The 18,448-nt window shown below is 70.2% G+C and carries 12 protein-coding genes; 4 read left to right on the forward strand and 8 right to left on the reverse strand.

Annotation, left to right across the window (positions count from 1 at the left end):
• Window positions 1–16 precede the first annotated feature (16 nt).
• Window positions 17–385, forward strand: coding sequence for a response regulator (locus tag CSR00_RS22640; RefSeq protein ID WP_176562198.1), 369 nt, complete (start codon window positions 17–19; stop codon window positions 383–385).
• On the opposite strand, the gene CSR00_RS22645 is transcribed toward CSR00_RS22640, so the two are convergent.
• The 3 genes from CSR00_RS22645 to CSR00_RS22655 form a co-directional block, all read right to left on the reverse strand.
• Window positions 369–2,234 (reverse strand): glycosyltransferase family 2 protein, encoded by a 1,866-nt coding sequence (locus CSR00_RS22645; RefSeq protein ID WP_176562199.1) that lies wholly within the window; start codon window positions 2,232–2,234, stop codon window positions 369–371. The two genes, CSR00_RS22640 and CSR00_RS22645, sit on opposite strands and share 17 nt — an antisense overlap.
• Window positions 2,235–2,344: 110 nt before the next feature.
• Window positions 2,345–2,698 (reverse strand): PASTA domain-containing protein, encoded by a 354-nt coding sequence (locus CSR00_RS22650; RefSeq protein ID WP_141564440.1) that lies wholly within the window; start codon window positions 2,696–2,698, stop codon window positions 2,345–2,347.
• A 78-nt stretch (window positions 2,699–2,776) separates the two neighbouring features.
• Window positions 2,777–2,998 carry a hypothetical protein gene (locus tag CSR00_RS22655; protein WP_141564441.1) on the reverse strand — a complete coding sequence of 74 codons (222 nt, stop codon included), beginning with the start codon at window positions 2,996–2,998 and terminating at the stop codon, window positions 2,777–2,779.
• Window positions 2,999–3,432: 434 nt separating this feature from the next.
• Here CSR00_RS22655 and CSR00_RS30765 point away from each other — a divergent pair, with 434 nt between their 5' ends.
• Complete coding sequence (locus CSR00_RS30765) at window positions 3,433–3,606, forward strand: hypothetical protein (protein WP_176562200.1); 174 nt, start codon at window positions 3,433–3,435, stop codon at window positions 3,604–3,606.
• A gap of 22 nt (window positions 3,607–3,628) precedes the next feature.
• On the opposite strand, the gene CSR00_RS22660 is transcribed toward CSR00_RS30765, so the two are convergent.
• Window positions 3,629–3,853 carry a DUF3618 domain-containing protein gene (locus CSR00_RS22660; protein WP_099024673.1) on the reverse strand — a complete coding sequence of 75 codons (225 nt, stop codon included), beginning with the start codon at window positions 3,851–3,853 and terminating at the stop codon, window positions 3,629–3,631.
• A 105-nt stretch (window positions 3,854–3,958) separates the two neighbouring features.
• Between CSR00_RS22660 and bcp the strand changes: the two genes are divergently transcribed.
• Window positions 3,959–4,432, forward strand: coding sequence for a thioredoxin-dependent thiol peroxidase (gene bcp / locus CSR00_RS22665; protein WP_099024679.1), 474 nt, complete (start codon window positions 3,959–3,961; stop codon window positions 4,430–4,432).
• Window positions 4,433–4,441: 9 nt separating this feature from the next.
• Here the strand turns inward: bcp and CSR00_RS22670 are convergent, their stop codons facing one another.
• The 4 genes from CSR00_RS22670 to CSR00_RS22685 form a co-directional block, all read right to left on the reverse strand.
• Window positions 4,442–5,779: a dipeptidase gene (locus tag CSR00_RS22670; protein ID WP_176562201.1), complete on the reverse strand. Its 1,338-nt coding sequence runs from the start codon at window positions 5,777–5,779 to the stop codon at window positions 4,442–4,444.
• Between the two features lie 214 nt (window positions 5,780–5,993).
• A complete protein-coding gene (gene acpS, locus CSR00_RS22675; RefSeq protein ID WP_099024674.1) occupies window positions 5,994–6,383 on the reverse strand; it encodes a holo-ACP synthase AcpS in 390 nt (129 codons plus the stop codon).
• Between the two features lie 21 nt (window positions 6,384–6,404).
• Window positions 6,405–15,686 (reverse strand): type I polyketide synthase, encoded by a 9,282-nt coding sequence (locus CSR00_RS22680; protein WP_099024681.1) that lies wholly within the window; start codon window positions 15,684–15,686, stop codon window positions 6,405–6,407.
• Between the two features lie 612 nt (window positions 15,687–16,298).
• Window positions 16,299–17,093 (reverse strand): DUF1906 domain-containing protein, encoded by a 795-nt coding sequence (locus tag CSR00_RS22685; RefSeq protein WP_099024675.1) that lies wholly within the window; start codon window positions 17,091–17,093, stop codon window positions 16,299–16,301.
• 191 nt (window positions 17,094–17,284) lie between these two features.
• Here CSR00_RS22685 and CSR00_RS22690 point away from each other — a divergent pair, with 191 nt between their 5' ends.
• Entirely contained in the window at window positions 17,285–18,427 is a 1,143-nt protein-coding gene (locus CSR00_RS22690; RefSeq protein ID WP_099024676.1) for an ABC transporter ATP-binding protein, read from the forward strand.
• Window positions 18,428–18,448: the final 21 nt, after the last annotated feature.

Genomic DNA, 18,448 nt, shown 5'->3' on the forward strand with positions numbered 1-18,448 from the left:
AGCAAGGAGTGCTGACATGGCCCGAACCATCGTGATTTTCGAGGACGACGCGTTTCTGCTGGACGCCTACCAGCTCAAGTTGTCGGCCAACAAGGAGTGGAACGCGATCACCTTTCCCGACGGGGGCTCGGCCATCTCGCGGATCAAGGAAGCCCGCCCCGACGTCGTCGTGCTCGATCTGCTGATGCCCAAGAAGTCCGGGATCGAGATCCTCAAGGAGATGCGCGCCGACCCCCAGACCCGCGACATTCCGGTCATCGTCGCCTCGAATCTGGGCCAGCGCGACATCGTCGGCGAAGCGCTATCCCTGGGCGCCAAGGATTACTTCGTCAAGAGCGAAGCGAAGATCAACGACATCCTGGCCGCCGCTAAGCGGTGCCTGTAGCGCTGAGGCCGTGCCTGGTCTTCTCCCACCGGTAGGGGCTGGTCACCACCTGGTACAGCGAGCGGTACGCGGCCACGCTGATCAGCAACCAGTACAACGGCATCAGCGGCGCCAGCAGCAGCTCCGACCACTGTCGCCGCGAGAACGCCGAGATGAGGTAGCTGATCATGAACACCCCGTTGCCCAGGATCAGGTTGACCAGCCCGACGAGTTCCAGTGTGTCGGAGAGCCCGAGCCCGATCGGGGCCATGTCGAACAACGGGGGGACGTACCACAGCGCGAACAGCATCCACAGGATCGGGTTGATCAGCGGCAGAAGGAAGTTGGTCAAGAACACCGCGGAGGAGGAGACGAAGCCGTAGAACCCGAGCCGTCGGGCCACCTGGAGCGGGTTGCGCAGATGCACCAGCGTGGTGATCAGGAAGCCCTTCTGCCAGCGGGTCCGCTGGGTGATCCAATTCCACAGCTGGCTGTTGGCCTCCTCGTAGGTGTAGGAGTCGAGCATGGCGGTGCGGTATCCCAGCTGGGACAACCGCCAGCCCAGATCGGCGTCCTCGGTGACGTTGTAGGCGTCCCAACCGCCGATCTTGCGCAGCGTCTCGGTCAGAAAGTGGTTGCTGGTGCCGCCCAGCGGAATGGGAATGTCCCAGGCCCGCAGGCCCGGCAGCATGAAGTCGTACCAGAACCCGTACTCGAGAGCGAAGAACCGCGTCAACAGGTTGTCGTTCGGGTTGTAGAAATTGAGCTTGGCCTGCAGACACAGCGTATTGAGGGGCTCGTCGACGATGGCCAGAAAGGCCTTGCGCAGCTGTTGTGGATCGGGCCGGTCCTCGGCGTCGTAGATCACCGTCATGCTGCCGCGCGCGAACTCCAGCGCGTAGTTGCACGCGCGGGGTTTGGTCGAGAGCTCTCCGTTGGGCACCTTGACCAGATGAAAGATGGTGTGCGTCGCGTCGGCGAGATCGGATTCGTCGACGCCTTCGCGGGCATAGGCGTCGATCGTCGCGCGGTCGGCGACCTCGACGATCATCTTGATGTCGAGCTTGTCCGCGGGATAGTCGATGTCCCTGAGCGCGCGGATCAGGCTCGGCGCGATCGCCGCCTCGTCATACCCGGGGACCAGCACGGTGTAGGTCGGACACAGCGCGTCCGGCAGTCCCCCCGACCACTCCGCCGCGGGCAGGTTGAACCGCACGGCGCGCAGGCACACTGCCAGGCGAAACGGTGTGAGCAGGAAATACAGCGCGTTGGTCAGGATGAAGAACACCACGAGCCAGATCACCGGTTGCCAGATCAGCAGCCCGATGTTCGCCGCGACGATCACCAGCAGCCTGAGCCGGAAGGCATTGCTGATGATGCCGCGGCTGGAGTACTCCGGGGCGCCGAAGCTCAGGCCGGTCTCCGCCCTGGCCCGGGTGGTGAGGTATGTGCTGTGGGCGATCGCCTGGCGGATGCTGGCCAGGGAGGCCATCACGAAACGGAGGGTGGCGTCCTCACCGACGCACGCGCGGCAGGTCGCCTCGATCTCGGCGGCCAGGAAGGGATCGGCGCAGGCGACGACCACCTCCTCCCCTTCGCGATAGAGAAAGAACGAGAGCCTGGTCAGCACCGACGGGCCGACGATATTCGCCACGGACGCCGAATCGTCCATCATCACCGGCAGTTCGCTGGTGAATTCCATGCCGAATGCCTCGGCCAGATCCCGGTAGTAGGTCTCCGGGTTTCTCACCAGGTCGTGGGCGGCCAGCCACAGCACCGGATGATCGGACTGCCAAAAGGGAGAATGCCGGGGAACGGGAACGCTGGAGAAGCCGGCGACGAGCTCATGCGCCAGTTCTTCGGTGTTCACCATCGGGACTATATCGAGCGCCGAACGCCCGCCACGCCGATTTGCTGACCAAGGCCGGCCGGCCCCGGGGAGCCACGGCTCAAGGGTCTACGCGGGGATGGCGCGGGGGTTCACGCGGCGAATCGCAGCGTGATGGATGCGTCGGAGAGGATCGTCTGCCCCGGCGGTGGGTCCTGGACAGCGGCCTGATGACGTAGACATTCGGAGTCCGTCACGTCGGGGCCCTTGACCAGCACGCCCGTCCAGCCCAGCTCGCGCAGGCGGGGCTCCGCGTCGGTCCAATAGGTGCACACCAGGTCGGGTACCACGAGCGGGTGCGGAACCGGCGACGGGCTCGATGAGGTGGGTGGCGGCGCGGTGGCATCCACCGGAGGTGGCCCGTCGTTCGAGCATCCCCCCGCCCCGCCGACGATCACGAGCGCCGCGAGCACCAGCCGGCCCCGCCGCATCGATTCCCCCACCACGACCACAACGGTAACCGCGGGTGCCCCCGGGCGCATCGGCCCGGGGGACCCGCCGCGGCGGGCGGGCTCGGGTCGGCGTCAGAACCGGTCGCAGGTGAACATGACGCCGCGGTCGTTGGAGACCGCACGCGGCACGCCCTGGGTGTGCATGCACTCGTACATGGCCCTGGTCATCATCATCATCGCGTCCTCGCCCTGCATCATCTGGTCCTGCGAGTCGGAGGGGGCCGCGCCGGCGACGCCGGCCGAGCCGAGGGCGCCGACGGTCATCGCCGCGGCCACGAGCGCTTTGATCGTCACGGATCGCATGGTTTGAGTCCTTTCGGGTGGTTGGTCCGCCTTGTGGTGTGCGCGTCGGCTCGATCCGTTACACACGGGCGGGCCGCCCGCCGCGGCCGGCCGTGTGTAACGGATCGCGCCAACGCCGCCGCCCCCGCGGGCCGCGGCACCGCGACTGCGGATCTGGCAAGTTCAGTGACGTTGCCGGAAATCGGCCCGCGGGATCGGTCAGGTCACATCGGGTGGCTCGACGGCCGCCCCCGGCAGGCACTCGGCCGACACCGAGCCCCTATCGCTCCAGGTGAGGGACTTTGGTAACCGATACCGCCGGTCTGGGGAAGAAATATGCGCACTCCGCTGCACAAACAGGGCATCGTGCTGCTAGTCTGCGATTAGCTGTCAACGTCGGAGGTGGTACCGATACGGTGCCATGCAGTGAATTGAGGTCCAAGCCCATGGGCATGGTCGAGCCTGATGACCTACCCGTAGCCGGGGGTTCGGCGCCGGACGGCGCAGTTGCTGCGCAATCTTCCTCGCCGGTGCTGATCTACAGCTGCAACCGGCTGGGCCTGCAGGCCAATCCCCCCGGCTTCCAGTTCAAGCTGCGCGGCTGGTTCCGTCGCCGCTGACCGGTCCCCCGGCGCTACCCACTCAGCGCCGGGCGCGCCGGATCACCACGACCACCGTCACCACACTCACGCCGGCCAGCGCGGCGATCACGGCGGGCTGTGTGAGGAAGTTGACCGCGCGGGTCTTGAGGTCCTCGGCGATCCGCTGCGGGTTGGCGCGCTCGGCCAGGGTGTCCACCGTCGCCGCCAGACGGTCGCGGGCAGCGTCGATGTCCTGCTTGATGGTGTCGGGATCCCGGTCCGCCACGGTGTTGCCTCCATGTGGTGCGCGTCGTCGGCCTACTACCCTAGAGCAGTCGGTGCGCGCCTCGTCGCTCCGGTGGACGGGTTGAGGATCCGGAAGGAGATTCGGTTGACCGAGACAGCGCGACTCCAGGTGGGTGACAACGCCCCGGCGTTCAGCCTTCCCGACGCCAACGGCAACACCGTGGCATTGTCGGACTTCAAGGGCCGCAAGGTCATCGTCTACTTCTACCCGGCGGCATCCACACCGGGCTGCACCAAGCAGGCCTGCGACTTCCGCGACAACCTGGCCGAACTCAACGACGCGGGCCTCGACGTGGTCGGCATCTCCCCGGACAAACCGGAGAAGCTGGCCAAGTTCCGCGACAAGGAGGGCCTGACCTTCCCGCTGCTGTCGGATCCAGAGAAGACGGTGCTGACCGCCTGGGGCGCCTTCGGGGAGAAGAAGATGTACGGCAAGACCGTGCAGGGCGTGATCCGATCCACCTTCGTCGTCGACGAAGGGGGCAAGATCGCCGAGGCCCAGTACAACGTCAGGGCCACCGGTCACGTCGCCAAGCTGCGCCGCGACCTGTCGGTCTGATCGAGCCCCTCAGCCGGCCAGGGCCGCCAGCAGCAGCGCCTCGGCCGTCGCGGCCTTGCGCAGCACCCCCAGATCCAGGCTCTCGTTGATGCTGTGCGCCTGGGTCCCAGGATCCTCCACCCCGGTGACCAGGATCGTCGCGTCCGGGAACGCCGTGGCGAACTCGGCGATGAAGGGGATCGAGCCCCCCATGCCCATGTCGATCGGGTCCTGGCCCCACGCCGTCCGGAACGCCCGGCGGGCCGCCTCGTAGACGGGGCCGCTGGCGTCGATCTGATAGGGCTGGCCGATATCGCCCGGCGTCACGGTGACCCGAGCGCCCCACGGGGCGTGGCTTTCCAGGTGGGCGCGCAACGCGTCGAGATGGGCGGCGGCGTCACCGCCGGGCGCCACCCGCATGCTGACCTTGGCGCGCGCCCGCGGGATCAGGGTGTTGGACGCCTTGGCCACGGGGGTGGTGTCGATGCCGATGACGGTGATCGCCGGCTTGGCCCACATCCGCTGCACCACCGACCCGGTGCCGATCTCGCCGACGCCGTCGAGCAGACCCGACTCCTTCCGGACCCGCTCGTCGGGATAGGTCACCTCCGCCGCGGTGGCCTCGTGCAGGCCGGCCACGGCCACGTTGCCGTCGTCGTCGTGCAGGCTGGCCAGCAGCCGCACCAGCACGCTGAGCGCGTCGGGCACCACCCCGCCCCACAGCCCCGAATGCAGACCGTGGTCCAAGGTGGCGACCTCGACGACGCAGTCGGCCAGGCCGCGCAGCGACACGGTCAGCGCCGGGGTGGTGGTGCTCCAGTTGTCGGAGTCGGCGATGACGATGACGTCGGCGCGCAGCAGATCCCGATGCGCGGCCAGCAGCCTCGGCAGCGACGGCGAACCGGACTCCTCCTCCCCCTCGACGAACACCGTCACGCCGACGGGCGGATCCCCGGCGAACGCGCGCAGCGCCGCCAGATGGGTGGCGATTCCGGCCTTGTCGTCGGCGCTGCCGCGCCCGTAGAGCCGGCCGTCGCGTTCGGTGGGTTCGAAGGGCGCGCTGTGCCACTGCGCCGGATCGCCCTCGGGCTGCACGTCGTGATGGGCGTAGAGCAGCACTGTGGGTGCGCCCGGCGGCGCGGGGTGACGGGCGATGACCGCCGGGGCGCCGCCCTCGCTGACGATGCGCACGTCCTCGAAGCCGACGCCGGTGAACAGTTCGGCGACGGCCGCCGCGCTGCGCTGCACTTCCTGGCGCCGCTCGGGATCGGCCCACACCGACTGGATACGGACCAGGTCTTCGAGGTCTTGGCGCACCGAGGGCAGCACGTCCTCGACACGGGCCACCAGCTCGCCGGGATCAGTCACACCGCCGAGGTTAGCGCCCCCGGGCGCCGCACCGAGATTGGTGCCCCCGGCGCCGTACCGAGATTGGCGCCCCCGGCGCCGTGCCGAGAGACCGCGAGCGCTCAACCAGGTACGCGAAACGGGGCGGTTTCCGTACCTGAACGAGCGCTCGCGCGAGGAGTGGGGGTGAGTGCGCTCGCGCGAGAAGTGGGGCGTGAGAGCAGTGGGCGCGAGCTCAGGACTCCAGGATGGCCACCGCGGCGGCGGTGTCACCCTCGTGGGTCAGCGACACGTGGATCGTCACCTCGGCCAGGTGCGTGGCGATATCGCCGGTGAGCCGCACCTTGGGCCTGCCCCACATGTCGGTCACCACCTCGATATCGCGGTGGATGCCCTCGGGCAGCACGGGCCGCTGCGCGAAGCGCGAACCCGACCACGCCTTGATGACCGCTTCCTTCGCCGCCCAGCGGGCCGCCAGGTGCCGCGCCGCCACCGAACTCTTGTCGGCGGCGTCGCGGCGCTCCCCGGGGGTGAACGTCTCGGCGAACACCGTCCCGGGCTGGTCGACCTGCTCGGCGAAATCGGGGATGGAAACCACGTCGATCCCGACTCCGACTATCGCCACGGCGAGAACCCTAGCTGACGGTCACGAGATGTAGACGTCGCCATCCCCGAGCCGCGAGGCCGCGTTGAGCAGCATGGCCGCTTCCTGCTTCTTCTCCGGCGCCTCGTGGTCGAAGCGACGGTCGGCGGGACGCTCGTACATCGGACGGCCACCGGCGATGGCCGAGGCCAGCCGGCGCTGGCCGGCCAGCACACGCTGCTGCGCCCGCTCCAGGTAGTCCGCCCGCTCCTCGGCACCCAACGCGGCCAGGAACGCCTGCGGATGCACCAGCGCCACCAGACCCGACACGTGGCCGAAGCCCAGGCTGGTCACCAGACCGGCCTTCAGCGGGAACTTCTGGCCCAGCCGCAGGGCCTCGCGCACCCACACGAAGTGACCGGAGGTGGCCAGCTCGTCGTCGACGCAGTCCAGGCTGCGGTTCGGCGGGATGACGCCGTCGCGCAGGATCTGGCACAGGCCCATGATCTGGAACACCGCCGCACCGCCCTTGGCGTGCCCGGTCAGCGTCTTCTGGCTGACGACGAACAGCGGCGCCCCGTCGGAGCGGCCCATCGAGTCGGCGAGCCGCTCGTGCAGCTCGGTCTCGTTGGGATCGTTGGCCAGCGTCGAGGTGTCGTGTTTGGAGATCACCGCGATGTCGTCGGCTCCCACACCGAGCTTGGCCAGCGAGCGGGACAGCATCGACTCCTTGCCGCCGCGGCCGGCGCCCAGCGCGCCCAGCCCCGGAGCGGGGATCGAGGTGTGCACCCCGTCGGCGAAGCTCTGTGCGTACCCGACGACGGCCAGGACCGGCAGGCCCATCTTGGCGGCCAGGTCGCCCCGGGCCAGCAGGATGGTGCCGCCGCCCTGAGCTTCCAGGAAGCCCAGCCGGCGCCGGTCGTTGGCGCGGGAGAACTTCGAGTCGCTGATCCCCTTGGCCCGCATCATCTCGGTGTCGGCGGTGGCCGCCATGTCACCGAATCCGATGATCGCCTCCAGCGTCAGGTCGTCGAAGCCGCCGGCCACCACCAGTTCGGCCTTGCCGAGCCGGATCTTGTCGACACCCTCCTCGACCGAGACCGCCGCGGTGGCGCACGCACCGACCGGGTGGATCATCGCGCCGTAGCCGCCGACGTAGGACTGCATCACATGGGCGGCAACGACGTTCGGCAGCACCTCCTGCAGGATGTCGTTCGGCTTGGCCCGCCCCAGCAGGTTGCCGTGGTACATGGTCTGCATGGAGGTCATGCCGCCCATGCCGGTGCCCTGCGTGGAGGCCACCAGGCTCGGGTGCACCCAGCGCATCAGCTCGGTGGGGGTGAAGCCCGACGACAGGAACGCGTCGACGGTGGCCACGATGTTCCACAGCGCCACCCGGTCGATCGAATTGGCCATGTCCTGGCTGATGCCCCACACCGTCGGATCGAAGCCGGTCGGGATCTGAGCGCCGACGGTCCGCGACAGCTTGGTCTTGCGCGGCACACGGATCTCGGTGCCCGCCTTGCGGATCACCTCCCAGTCACCGGAATCGGGCACCGGGCGGGCCACGGTGTGTTCGGGATCGAAGGACACGAATGCCCGCGCGTCGGCCTCGCTGGAGACCACGAACCGGAAGTCGCGGTCCAGGAACACGCTGACCAGAAGCGGCGAGGCGTGATCGGGGTCGATCGCGCCGTCGTCGACGAACTCACGGATGCCGCAGCGTTCCACCACCGCGTCGTGGTAGCGCTCCACCAGCTCGGATTCGGGCACCAGCTCGCCGGATTCGACGTCGTACCAGCCGGGCTTGGGGTCGTCCTCCCAGGCGATCAGCCCGGTGGTCCAGGCCAGCTCCAGCACGCCGGCCGCCGACAGTTCGTTGTCGACCTCCATCTCGAAGCGGGTGCGCGACGAGCCGTACGGCCCGAGTTCGGCACCGCCGACGATGACCACCAGATCGGCGGGGTCGACGTCGAGGTCCTCCCACACCGGCGGCGGGGCCGGGCTGTAACCGCGCGGCGGTGACGGCAGCGCGGCGATGGTGCCGCCCAGCTCGTCGTCGGGATCCGCTGCGGCCCCGGACTCCTGGGCCATCTCCTCGCGGGCCTGGGCGGCCAGCTCGGCCATGTCCAGCTCGACCTCGCCCAGGCCGCCGGTCAGATCCACCTTCACCGGCGACTCGGCGGCGGCCACCTTGGCCTCCACCGTGCACAGGTTCAGCAGCATCGCGGCCATCTCGGCGGTCGTGTAGGTGGTGACGCCGGCCTTCTCGACGGCACCGACGATCGCGTCGTTGTGACCCATCAGCCCGGTGCCCTTGGTCCAGCCGATCAGCGCGTGGGCCAGGCTGACCCGCTGCGCCCACGACGATTCCGCGTTCCACCGGCTGACGACCGCGTCCAGCGCCGACTTCGACTCGCCGTAGGCGCCGTCACCGCCGAACATGCCGCGGTTGGGCGAACCGGGCAGCACCACGTGCAGCCGCGAGGCGATGTCGCGCTCGGCGCCAATGGTCGAGAGCCCGCCGATGAGCCGCTCGACGGCCCACAGCAGCACCTTCATCTCCATCTCGGAGCGCGAACCGGCCTCCGACATGTCCCCGGCCACGCGCGGCGCGGCGAACGGGAACAGCAGCGTCGGGGTCTGGGCGTCCTTGATGTGAATCGACTTGGGCCCCAGGCTCTCGGCCTGATCGCTGCCGATCCACTCCACGAGCGCGTCGATGTCGCTGTAGGAGGCCATGTTCGCCGGCACCACCCACAGCGTCGCGCCGTAGCGCGCGTAGTCGCGGTACAGGTTCTTGTAGAACGCCAGCCGGGCGTCGTCGAGCCTGGAGGTGGTGGCGATGACGGTGGCCCCGCCCTCGAGCAGCTGGCCCACCACCGATGCGGCGATCGACCCCTTGGAGGCGCCGGTGACGACGGCGACCTCGTCGGCGTAGCGACCCTTGTCGGGGTTCTCCGCACCCGCGGCGATCCGGCCGAACAGCGTGGCATGCACGGTACGGCCCGCCGCCAGAGCCTTGCCCTGCCACCAATTCGCCTGTGTCGCAACGATATGCCCGGCACCCTCGAAACGCTGCGAGAGGCGGTCCCAGTCGGCGTCGACGTCGTCCTCATCGGCGAGCCACAGCCTGACCAGGTCCTCGCGGGCACTGGCCCAGCGGTCGTCGAGCACGACGGCCTTCCTGGCGTCGAACGCCGGAGCCACCAGCCGCGGCCAGTCCGATCCCAGTTCGGTGGAGACCAGGTCGATCAGCTCGGCGTCGGACACCGCGGCCGGGGTCGACACCGGGGCGTCCAGCCCCAGCTGACCCAGCACCATGCGCGCCGCCGAGGCCAGCACACCGTCGGGACCGGTGACCTTCTCGGCGAACTCGCCCAGCGCCGCGGAGTCCACGACCCCGCCACCGCCACCGCCGGCCGACGGCAGCGACACCGCGACACCCTTGCGGGCGGCGACCGCCGCGACGGCGCTGTCGATGGCCTTGTCCACCGAGGCCGCGTCGCCCAGTGCACCCTCGTGCAGGCCGCCCAGGCTGCCGCCGCGCACGCTGGAGCCCTCGCGGGTGCCCAGCGCCACCTCGACGGTGACGTGCTTGGCCCAGCCGGGCCCCAGTTCCCAGGTCTTGGCGACCCGCTCGGCGATGTAGGCCGGGCGCTTGCCGGACGGTCCGAGCACCGTGCGCAGCTGATCGTTGATCGCGTCGGAGAGCACCGGGCCGAACGGCTTGTAGGTGCGGGCCAGCTTGGTCACCTGCCCCTTGAGCGCACCCAGGTCCGCCTCGGCGGCGCCGTCGATGGCACCGAGGTTCAGCTCCGATCCCAGATCGACCAGCAGCTGGTTGCGCCGCGAGGACGCACCGTCGGTGATCGACTCGATGGAGTCCAGCGCCTCGATCTGGTCCAGCCGCATCTTGGCCGACAGCGCGATCAGCGCGGTGGTGGCGTCGGCGGCGTCGAACCCGATGTCGTCGGGCCGGGGTCCGCCGGCCGGTGCGGCCGGGGCCGCGGGTGCCGCGGGAGCGGCCTCGGCCGCCGCGGGAGCCGCCTCGGCCGCCGGTGCCGCCGGGACGTCCTCGAGCTCGGGGTCGGCGACGGGATCCTCGTCGGTGGCGAACAGCACCGCCGCGTCGCGCTCGGCGTTGAGCACCTCCACCGTGCTGTGGGCGTACTCGGGCAGCTTGAGCGTGTTGGTGGCCAGGCCGGCGACCGTCGGCGCGGACTTCACGCCGATCTCGACGAAGCGCTCCACCCCGAGACCTCCGGCGGCCTCCTCGATGAACAGCAGGTCCTGGGTCTCGATCCAGCGCACCGGGCTGGCGAACTGCCAGGCCAGTAGCTCGATGACGATCTTGCGGCACAGCTCCTCGGGACGCTCGCTACGCCACGTGTCGTAGTCGGCCAGGATCTCGTCGAGCGGCTCGGCGGGCACCAGGTCGCGGATCTCCTGGATGAAGTCGCGGTCCAGGGTGAACGGGCGCGGTACCAGGTTGGGGATGTAGCGGCCCACCACCAGGGCGGGGTCCGTGCCCTCGGGCATGACCCGCTCCAGGGCGCGGCGGAAGTCGTTGACCCCGACACGCAGCACGGTGGAGTGGAACGGCACGTCGATGCCGGGAACCAGGATGAACGAGCGCTTGCCGCCGCTGATCTCGCGGCGCCGCTCGACCTCCTCCTCCAGGGCCTCCAGGCCGCGCACCGTGCCGGCGATGGCGTACTGCGAGCCCCGCAGGTTGAAGTTGACGATCTCCAGGAACTCCCCGGTGCTCGCCGAGATCTCGGCGATGAAGTCCTTGACGTCGGCGTCGTCGAGGTCGATCTGCGACGGCCGGATGGCGGCCATCCGGTAGTTGGACCGGCCCATCGCGTCGCGCGGCACGATGTCGTGCATCTTCGAGCCGCGATGGAACACCGCCTCCAGCAGCCCCTCGAGCTCGTAGACACCGGACACGCACGCCAGCGCGGTGTACTCACCCACCGAGTGCCCGCAGGCGATCGCGCCCTCGACGAAGGCGCCCTGTTCGCGCATCTCGGACACCTGGGCGGCGGCCACGGTGGCCATCGCGACCTGGGTGAACTGCGTCAGGTACAGCACGCCCTCGGGGTGCTGGTAGTGCACACCGGAGGCGATCAGGCTGGTCGGGTTGTCGCGCACCACGTGCAGCACCGAGAAGCCCAGCGTCTCGCGGGTGAACTTGTCGGCGATGTCCCAGACCTTGCGGGCGGCCTTCGAGCGGGCGCGCACCTCCATGCCCATGCCCTTGTGCTGGATGCCCTGGCCGGGGAAGGCGTAGACGGTCTTGGGGGCCGCCAACCGCGCGGTGGCCGCCATCTTCAGGTCCGAACCCACGCGCGCCGAGATCTCCAGCACCTCCGCGCCCAGGTCGACCCCGACCCGGTCGACGCGGAAGTCGACCTCGTCGCCGGGCAGCACCATGCCCAGGAAGCGGGCGGTCCAGCCGACCAGCTTGGCCGGCGGGGCGGGCTTGCCGTCGGTGGCGGTGACCACGTGCTGGGCGGCCGCCGAGAGCCACATGCCGTGCACGATGGGCGATTCCAGGCCGGCCAGCAGCGCCGCGGCGCGGTCGGTGTGGATCGGGTTGTGGTCGCCGGAGACCACCGCGAACGGCCGCATGTCCTGCGGGGCGGTCAGGGTGATGTCGCGGCGGCGGCGCCGCGGGGTGTCGGTGGCGTTGGCCGAGACCGCACCGCCGGCGCGCGCCGGATCGGCCAGCTCGGCCGCGCCGGTGCGCCCGCGGATGGCGAAGCGCTCCTCCAGCGTGGCCAGCACGGCCCCGGAGGCGTCGCTGACGCTCACCGATACGGGCACGACCCGGCCCACCTCGGTGTCGTAGGCCGACCCGGCGGTGGCCCGCACGGTCAGCTCGGTGCGCTCGGTGGGCAGCGGCGCCAGCAGGTGCGCGGCGTGGTCGAGATGAACCAGGCTCAGCAGGCCCTCGACCACGGGAATCCCGGTGTCGGTGAAGGCCGAACCGATCGCGGCGAACACCGCCGGCCAGCAGCGGCCCACCAGGGCGTCGGGCACCGTGGACAGCGTCGGGGCCAGCGGGGCGCCGAAGGTGGCGGTGACGCCGGTGTGATCGGCGACCCGCTCGGGGTCCCAGCCGACGGTGACGGTGGTGGTGCCGTCCTGCGGGACCGGCAGCGCGTCGGGCCCGTCGACGCCGGCGGCGATGGCCAGCACGGCGCGCATGGCCGCCGCGGCGTCGTCGGTGGAGACCACCGGGGCGCCGCCGTCGACCGTGGTGGCCGGCAGCGTGTACTTGATCTCGATCCAGGTGTCCGACAGCGGCACGCTCAGCACCACCGAGGCCGGGGCCCCGGGATCACCGTCGGTGAGCACCTCCAGGCGCGCACCGGTGGAGTGTTCGGTGGCCGAGCGCGCGTCGTGGACCTGCCAATCGGCGGGCGCGGCGATGCGGTGCACCGGGTTGGTGGCGGTGCGGCCGGCCCACAGCACGTCGGGGGCGTCGAGCACCAGGGCCAGCGGGCCGGTGGCGGCGGTGCCGCCGCGCAGCCGCGACAGCACCGGGGTCGGCTCCGCGCCGGCCTGGCCCAGCCGGGCCACCGCCTCGTCAATCGCGGCCTGCTCGAAGCGGTCGAGCAGCTCGCCGACCGGCTCGTCGACGCGGGTGATGCCGGCCACCGAGGCGGTACCGGGGATGATGCACACCTGGTCGGCCGGATAGCGGGCGTCGTGGGCCTGCCACAGCGAGTCGCTGCGCCACCACCGGCGCACGTCCTTGTCGATGACGGGCACGAAGTTGACCGGCTTGCCCAGCGTCTTGCACAGCTGGATGAAGAACGGGACGTCGGCGGGGTGCAGCTGCACCGTGGCCGCGTCGGGGTAGCGGGCCAGCAGCGCCGCGATCGCCTCCTCGGGCGTCTCCAGCAGCCGTTCGCCCGCCTCGGTGGCGGTGAACAGCGTGTCGATGCGGCCCGAGTCGAGGGCGTCGAGGCGGGCCTCGGCGCGCTGCAGCATCTCGGCGAACCGGTCGCGCCAGGTGATGTCCAGCCACGGCGAATCGACACGCCTGGTGTCCGCGGTCGAGTCGCCGTCACCGATGGCCAGCTCGACGTAGCGGCGCAACCACTGCTCGTAGGTCATCTCGGCGACGTCGCCGAAGTACGGCTTGGCGGTGTCGGCCATCGCGGCGATGATCTCGTCGCGGCGCGCGGCCACCGCGTCGGCGTCGCCGGCGACCTCGTCGAGCAGGCGCCCGCACCGCGAGGCGGTGTTGTCGATCTCGTGGATGTCCGCGCCCAGCTGGCTGCGGCCCGAGGCCATGCCGCCCTGGGCCTTGCCGGCGCCGACCCACTGGTCGGTGCCGTGGGTGTCGACCAGCATCTGCTTGACCGCCGGCGAGGTGGTGGCCTCCAGGGTGGCCATCGCCGCGGTGCCGACCAGGATGCCGTCGACCGGCATCGGCGGGAAGCCGTAGGACTCCGACCAGCTCCCGGACAGGTATTCGGCGGCCCGCTCCGGGGTGCCGATCCCACCACCCACGCAGACGGTGATGTTGGAGCGGCCGCGCAGCTCCGAGTAGGTGGCCAGCAGCAGGTCGTCGAGGTCCTCCCAGGAATGGTGACCACCGGCACGGCCGCCCTCGATGTGGGCGATCACCGGCTTGGTGGGGACCTCGGCGGCGATCCGGATCACCGAGCGGATCTGCTCGACGGTGCCGGGCTTGAACACCACGTGGCTGATGCCGACGTCGTTGAGCTCACCGATCAGCTCGACGGCCTCTCCGAGCTCCGGGATGCCGGCGGTGACCACCAGGCCGTCGATCGGGGCCCCGGACTGGCGGGCCTTCTGGACCAGCCGCTTGCCCCCCACCTGCAGCTTCCACAGGTAGGGGTCGAGGAACAGGGAGTTGAACTGCACGGCCCGGCCGGGCTCGAGCAGCGTCTGCAGTTCGGCGACGCGGTCCTCGAAGATCTGCTCGGTGACCTGCCCACCGCCGGCCAGTTCGGCCCAGTGCCCGGCATTGGCCGCCGCGGCGACGATCTTGGCGTCCACCGTGGTGGGGGTCATGCCCGCCAGCAGGATCGGCGACCGACCGGTCAGCCGGGTGAACTTGGTGTCGAGCTTGACGGTGCCGTCGGGCAGGGTGACCAGCTGCGGCGCGTAGCTCGACCACGGCCTGGCCACCTCGGGCACCGCACCGATGGTGAACAGGTTGCGCTGGCCGCCGCGGGTGGCCGCCGGCACGATGCCGATGCCCAGTCCCCGGATGACCGGGGCGGTCAGCCGGGTCAGGATGTCACCGGGCCCGAGGTCCAGGATCCAGCGCGCACCGGCCTCGGACAGCGCCGAGATCTCGTCGACCCAGTCGACCTGGTCGATCAGGATGGCCTTGGTCATCCGGCCCGCGAGGTCGACGTCGATGCCGATGGCCTCGGCCCAGCCCGTGACGATGTCCACGGCGTCGGACAGCCGCGGGGTGTGGAAGCCGACCTCGACCTGCACCGGGTCGAAGACCGGGGCGAACACCGCGCCGCCGCGCAGCTTGTTCTTGCGCTCGGCTTCCTCTTTCTCCGAGATCTGCTGGCAGTACAGCTCGAACCGGGACAGCTGCTCGGGGGTGCCGGTGATGACCACCGACCGGCGGCCGTTGCGGATGGACAGCACCGGCGGGAGCACGGTGCGCACGTCCTGGCTGAACTCCTCCAGAAGTTCGTAGATGCGCTCGGGGTCGGCGTTGGTCACCGAGACCATCGGGGGACGGTCGCCGAGCACGGCGATCCCGCGGCGCCGGGCGACCAGGGTGCCCGCCGCGCCGATCAGCTGGGCCAGCGCGAGCAGCTCGACGTCCCGGGACCCGCCGGCCGCCAGCGCCTCGACGCCCAGCACGCCCTGGGAGTGTCCGGCCACGGCGACCGGCGGTGTGGCGGCCAGATCCATGCCCTGGCGGGCCAGCGCCCGCACCGCGGCGATCTGGGTCAGCAGCACGCCGGGCACCGACACCGCGGCGGAGGTCAGCTGCTTGTCGGAGGGCACCGGCTCCTCGGCGGCCAGCGCCCGCACCCAGCGCAGGGGTTCGAATCCGATCGGACGGACAACGACGAGCTCGCGGGCGACGGGCTCCAGCAGCAGCTCGGCCTCCCCGGCCAGCGTCGCGATCTCGGGCTCGATTCCGGCCGAGGAGACCAGCTCCTCCAGGGTGTCCAGCCAGGCGCTGCCCTGGCCGCCGAAGGCGACGGCGTAGGGCTCACCGGCGGTGAGACGGTCCACGAGGGCCTGGGAAGCTGCGGTGGTGGTCACGGGCTCGGCAGCGCTGCCATTGTTGTTGGGCACTCTGTCCTGCTCGAAGATCGTCACCTTGATTGTCTCCCTGTCCACTGTCTTGTGTCCGCTGTCATGTCGAGTGTCATGTCGAATGTCGTGTTGTCCCCGGGCGGGCGCGTCTGGGCGGCCCGTTTCAGACCTGCGCTGCCCTGCGGAGGTGTCGATCGGAGGTTCTGCCCATCAGATGGGCGACCGGACCCGCGTCGTCGCGGTACGGCCCCGTGGCCCGGGCGGATGTGAGGCAATGCTCCACCGGCGTGTCGATCCCTGTCACTCTCTTCGTCGGGCGTCGGGGGGCGTTCACCGACTGCACTAAGAGTGGCATAAGAACCTAGGCAATTTTCGCGGCTTCGATGGTTACTGGCGAGTTCTACGCACTAGTAACCGCAGGTTGAGTAACGAGCCGCTGAACGCGCGCCGCGCGCATGGAGGACAAACGTCCTGCTGGCGGGTGGTTACGGTGGAGTAACTATAACTGCGCTGATCAAGGCGGTATTGTTATGTAATCGTTATGTTAAAAGTTACGCCGATCGGCCGGCGCGGCGGCCGTGGCGTACGGCACACGACGGGACGCACGTCAAGGAAATCTTCGTACAGCCGCTGCACAGGAGTTTGCTGAACAATCTTACTGATGGGTAACTTTGGTTAGTCCCACTGCCCGAAACGGGGCTGGAGAATGTGGTTGACGTCAACCCCGACACCGCCGACGCTGCGCTTGTCGATCTCCACCTGGTGCAGGTGGGCGGCCGGGTGCGCGCGGCCCCCGGGAGAACCCCAGTTGTGCTGCCAGAAATAGGAGCCCAGCCCGTCCTGCAGCGCCCACTCGATGGTCTTGGAGTTGGCGTAGACACCGACGCGCTGGTGCCCCAGGACGCTCTCCCAGGCCCGCAGATAGGGCGCGACCTGCTGTTTGTACTGCTCATGGGTGGGATCGTCATCGATGGAGGCGTAGATCGGCGCCCCGTAGGAGCCGCCGGCGTCCACATGCAGCTGCCACCCCCGGCGCGCATGCCGCACCCCGGCGGCCCGGCCCCCCAGCCAGTCGGCGGTGTCCTGCTTGCCGTACTGGTAGCAGGACACGATCTTCAGCCCGTTCCGGTAGAGATCGCGTGCCTCGGGCAGCTGGATGGGCTTGCCCAGCATCCACTGCCCACCCGGCCTGCGGTCGGAGACATAGCGGATAGCTCCGGCGGCGCCGGCGGCCCGGATGTCGGCGGCCGGGATCACGCCCGCCGCGTAGTCCAGCAGAATCCCCAGTGACGCCCCGGGTGACATCCCCGGTGGCGCGGCCGGTGGTGCGGCCCCGGCTCGGGGCGGATCGATCACCGTGGTCAGCACGGTGGACAGCGCGGTGGTCAGCCCGGTGGCCCCGGCGCCCAGCCCCACCGCGGCCGGCGTCACGGCCGCGCATCGGAGCAGGTCGCGGCGGGACATCGACACGAGCCCCAGGGTACGACAACCACCTCATTGTTCACGCCAACGCCGCAGGTCACGGACACATCAAAAATCGCATCCGTCTCAGCATGCGCCCAGCCGGGCCGGTGCAGCGGTTTTCGGTGATGGAAACCGCATTCGGCCGCGTGATCCGTGATGGCGCTGCGATCTGACAACGGTATCCATAGGATCCCTGCATGCCGTCTGGTACCTCCGCCCCGGAGCGCGGCCCCGCGTCGGCTCCCGACCCGGGCGCTCCCCAGGTCGAGCTGGTCGGTGTCCGCAAGGAGTTCGCCGACGGCCGGCACACGGTGGTCGCCGTCGAGGACGCGACCCTGACGGTGGGCGTCGGCGAGCTGTTCGCCATCCTGGGCCCCTCGGGTTCGGGGAAGACCACGGTGCTGCGGATGATCGCCGGATTCGAGCAGCCCACCGCCGGCGTCATCCGCCTCGGCGGCGACGACGTCACCGCCCTGCCGCCGGCACGGCGCGACACCAACACCGTCTTCCAGCAGTACGCGCTGTTCCCCCACATGACCGTGGCCGCGAACGTGGAGTACGGGCTGAAGGTGCGCGGTGTGGACAAGCGCGAGCGCCGACGGCGCGCCGGCGAGGCGCTGGAGCTGGTGCGGCTGGCCGGCCACGCCACCCGCAAACCCATGCAGCTCTCCGGCGGTCAGCAGCAGCGGGTGGCCCTGGCGCGGGCACTGGTCGGGCGGCCCAAGGTGCTGCTGCTCGACGAGCCGCTCGGCGCGCTGGACCTCAAGCTGCGCGAGCAGATGCAGCTCGAGCTCAAGGGGATCCAGCGTGAGCTCGGCATCACCTTCGTGATCGTCACCCACGACCAGGACGAGGCGCTGACGCTGTGCGACCGGCTGGCCGTCTTCAACCAGGGGCGCATCGAGCAGGTCGGCCGCGCCCGCGACGTCTACGAACACCCGGCCAACCGGTTCGTCGCCGACTTCGTCGGCACCTCCAACGTCCTCGACGGGCCCGCCGCCGAGGCGGTGCTCGGGCGCAGCGGCGTCTTCGCCGTCCGCCCGGAGCGGGTGCTGGTTCTCGACCCCGCCGCCGCCGCGCCGGCCGGTATGCGCCGCCTGGAGGCGACGGTGGCCGAGGTGGTCTACGCCGGGCCGGTCACCCGCGTCACCACCGAGGTCACCACCGAAGTCACCACCCAGGTCAGCAGCGGGGTCGGCAGCGAGATCAGCGGCGGGATCCCCGATGGTCTCTCCCTGACCGCGACGCTGCTCAGCGCGCAGGCCCCCGACGCGCTGCGGCACGGCACCCCGGTGGCGCTGGCGTTCCCGGACAGCGCCGTGCGGGACCTCGACGCCTGAGCATCCCCCAGCCCCCGCAAC

Source organism: Mycolicibacterium palauense (assembly GCF_002592005.1).
Taxonomy (GTDB): domain Bacteria; phylum Actinomycetota; class Actinomycetes; order Mycobacteriales; family Mycobacteriaceae; genus Mycobacterium; species Mycobacterium palauense.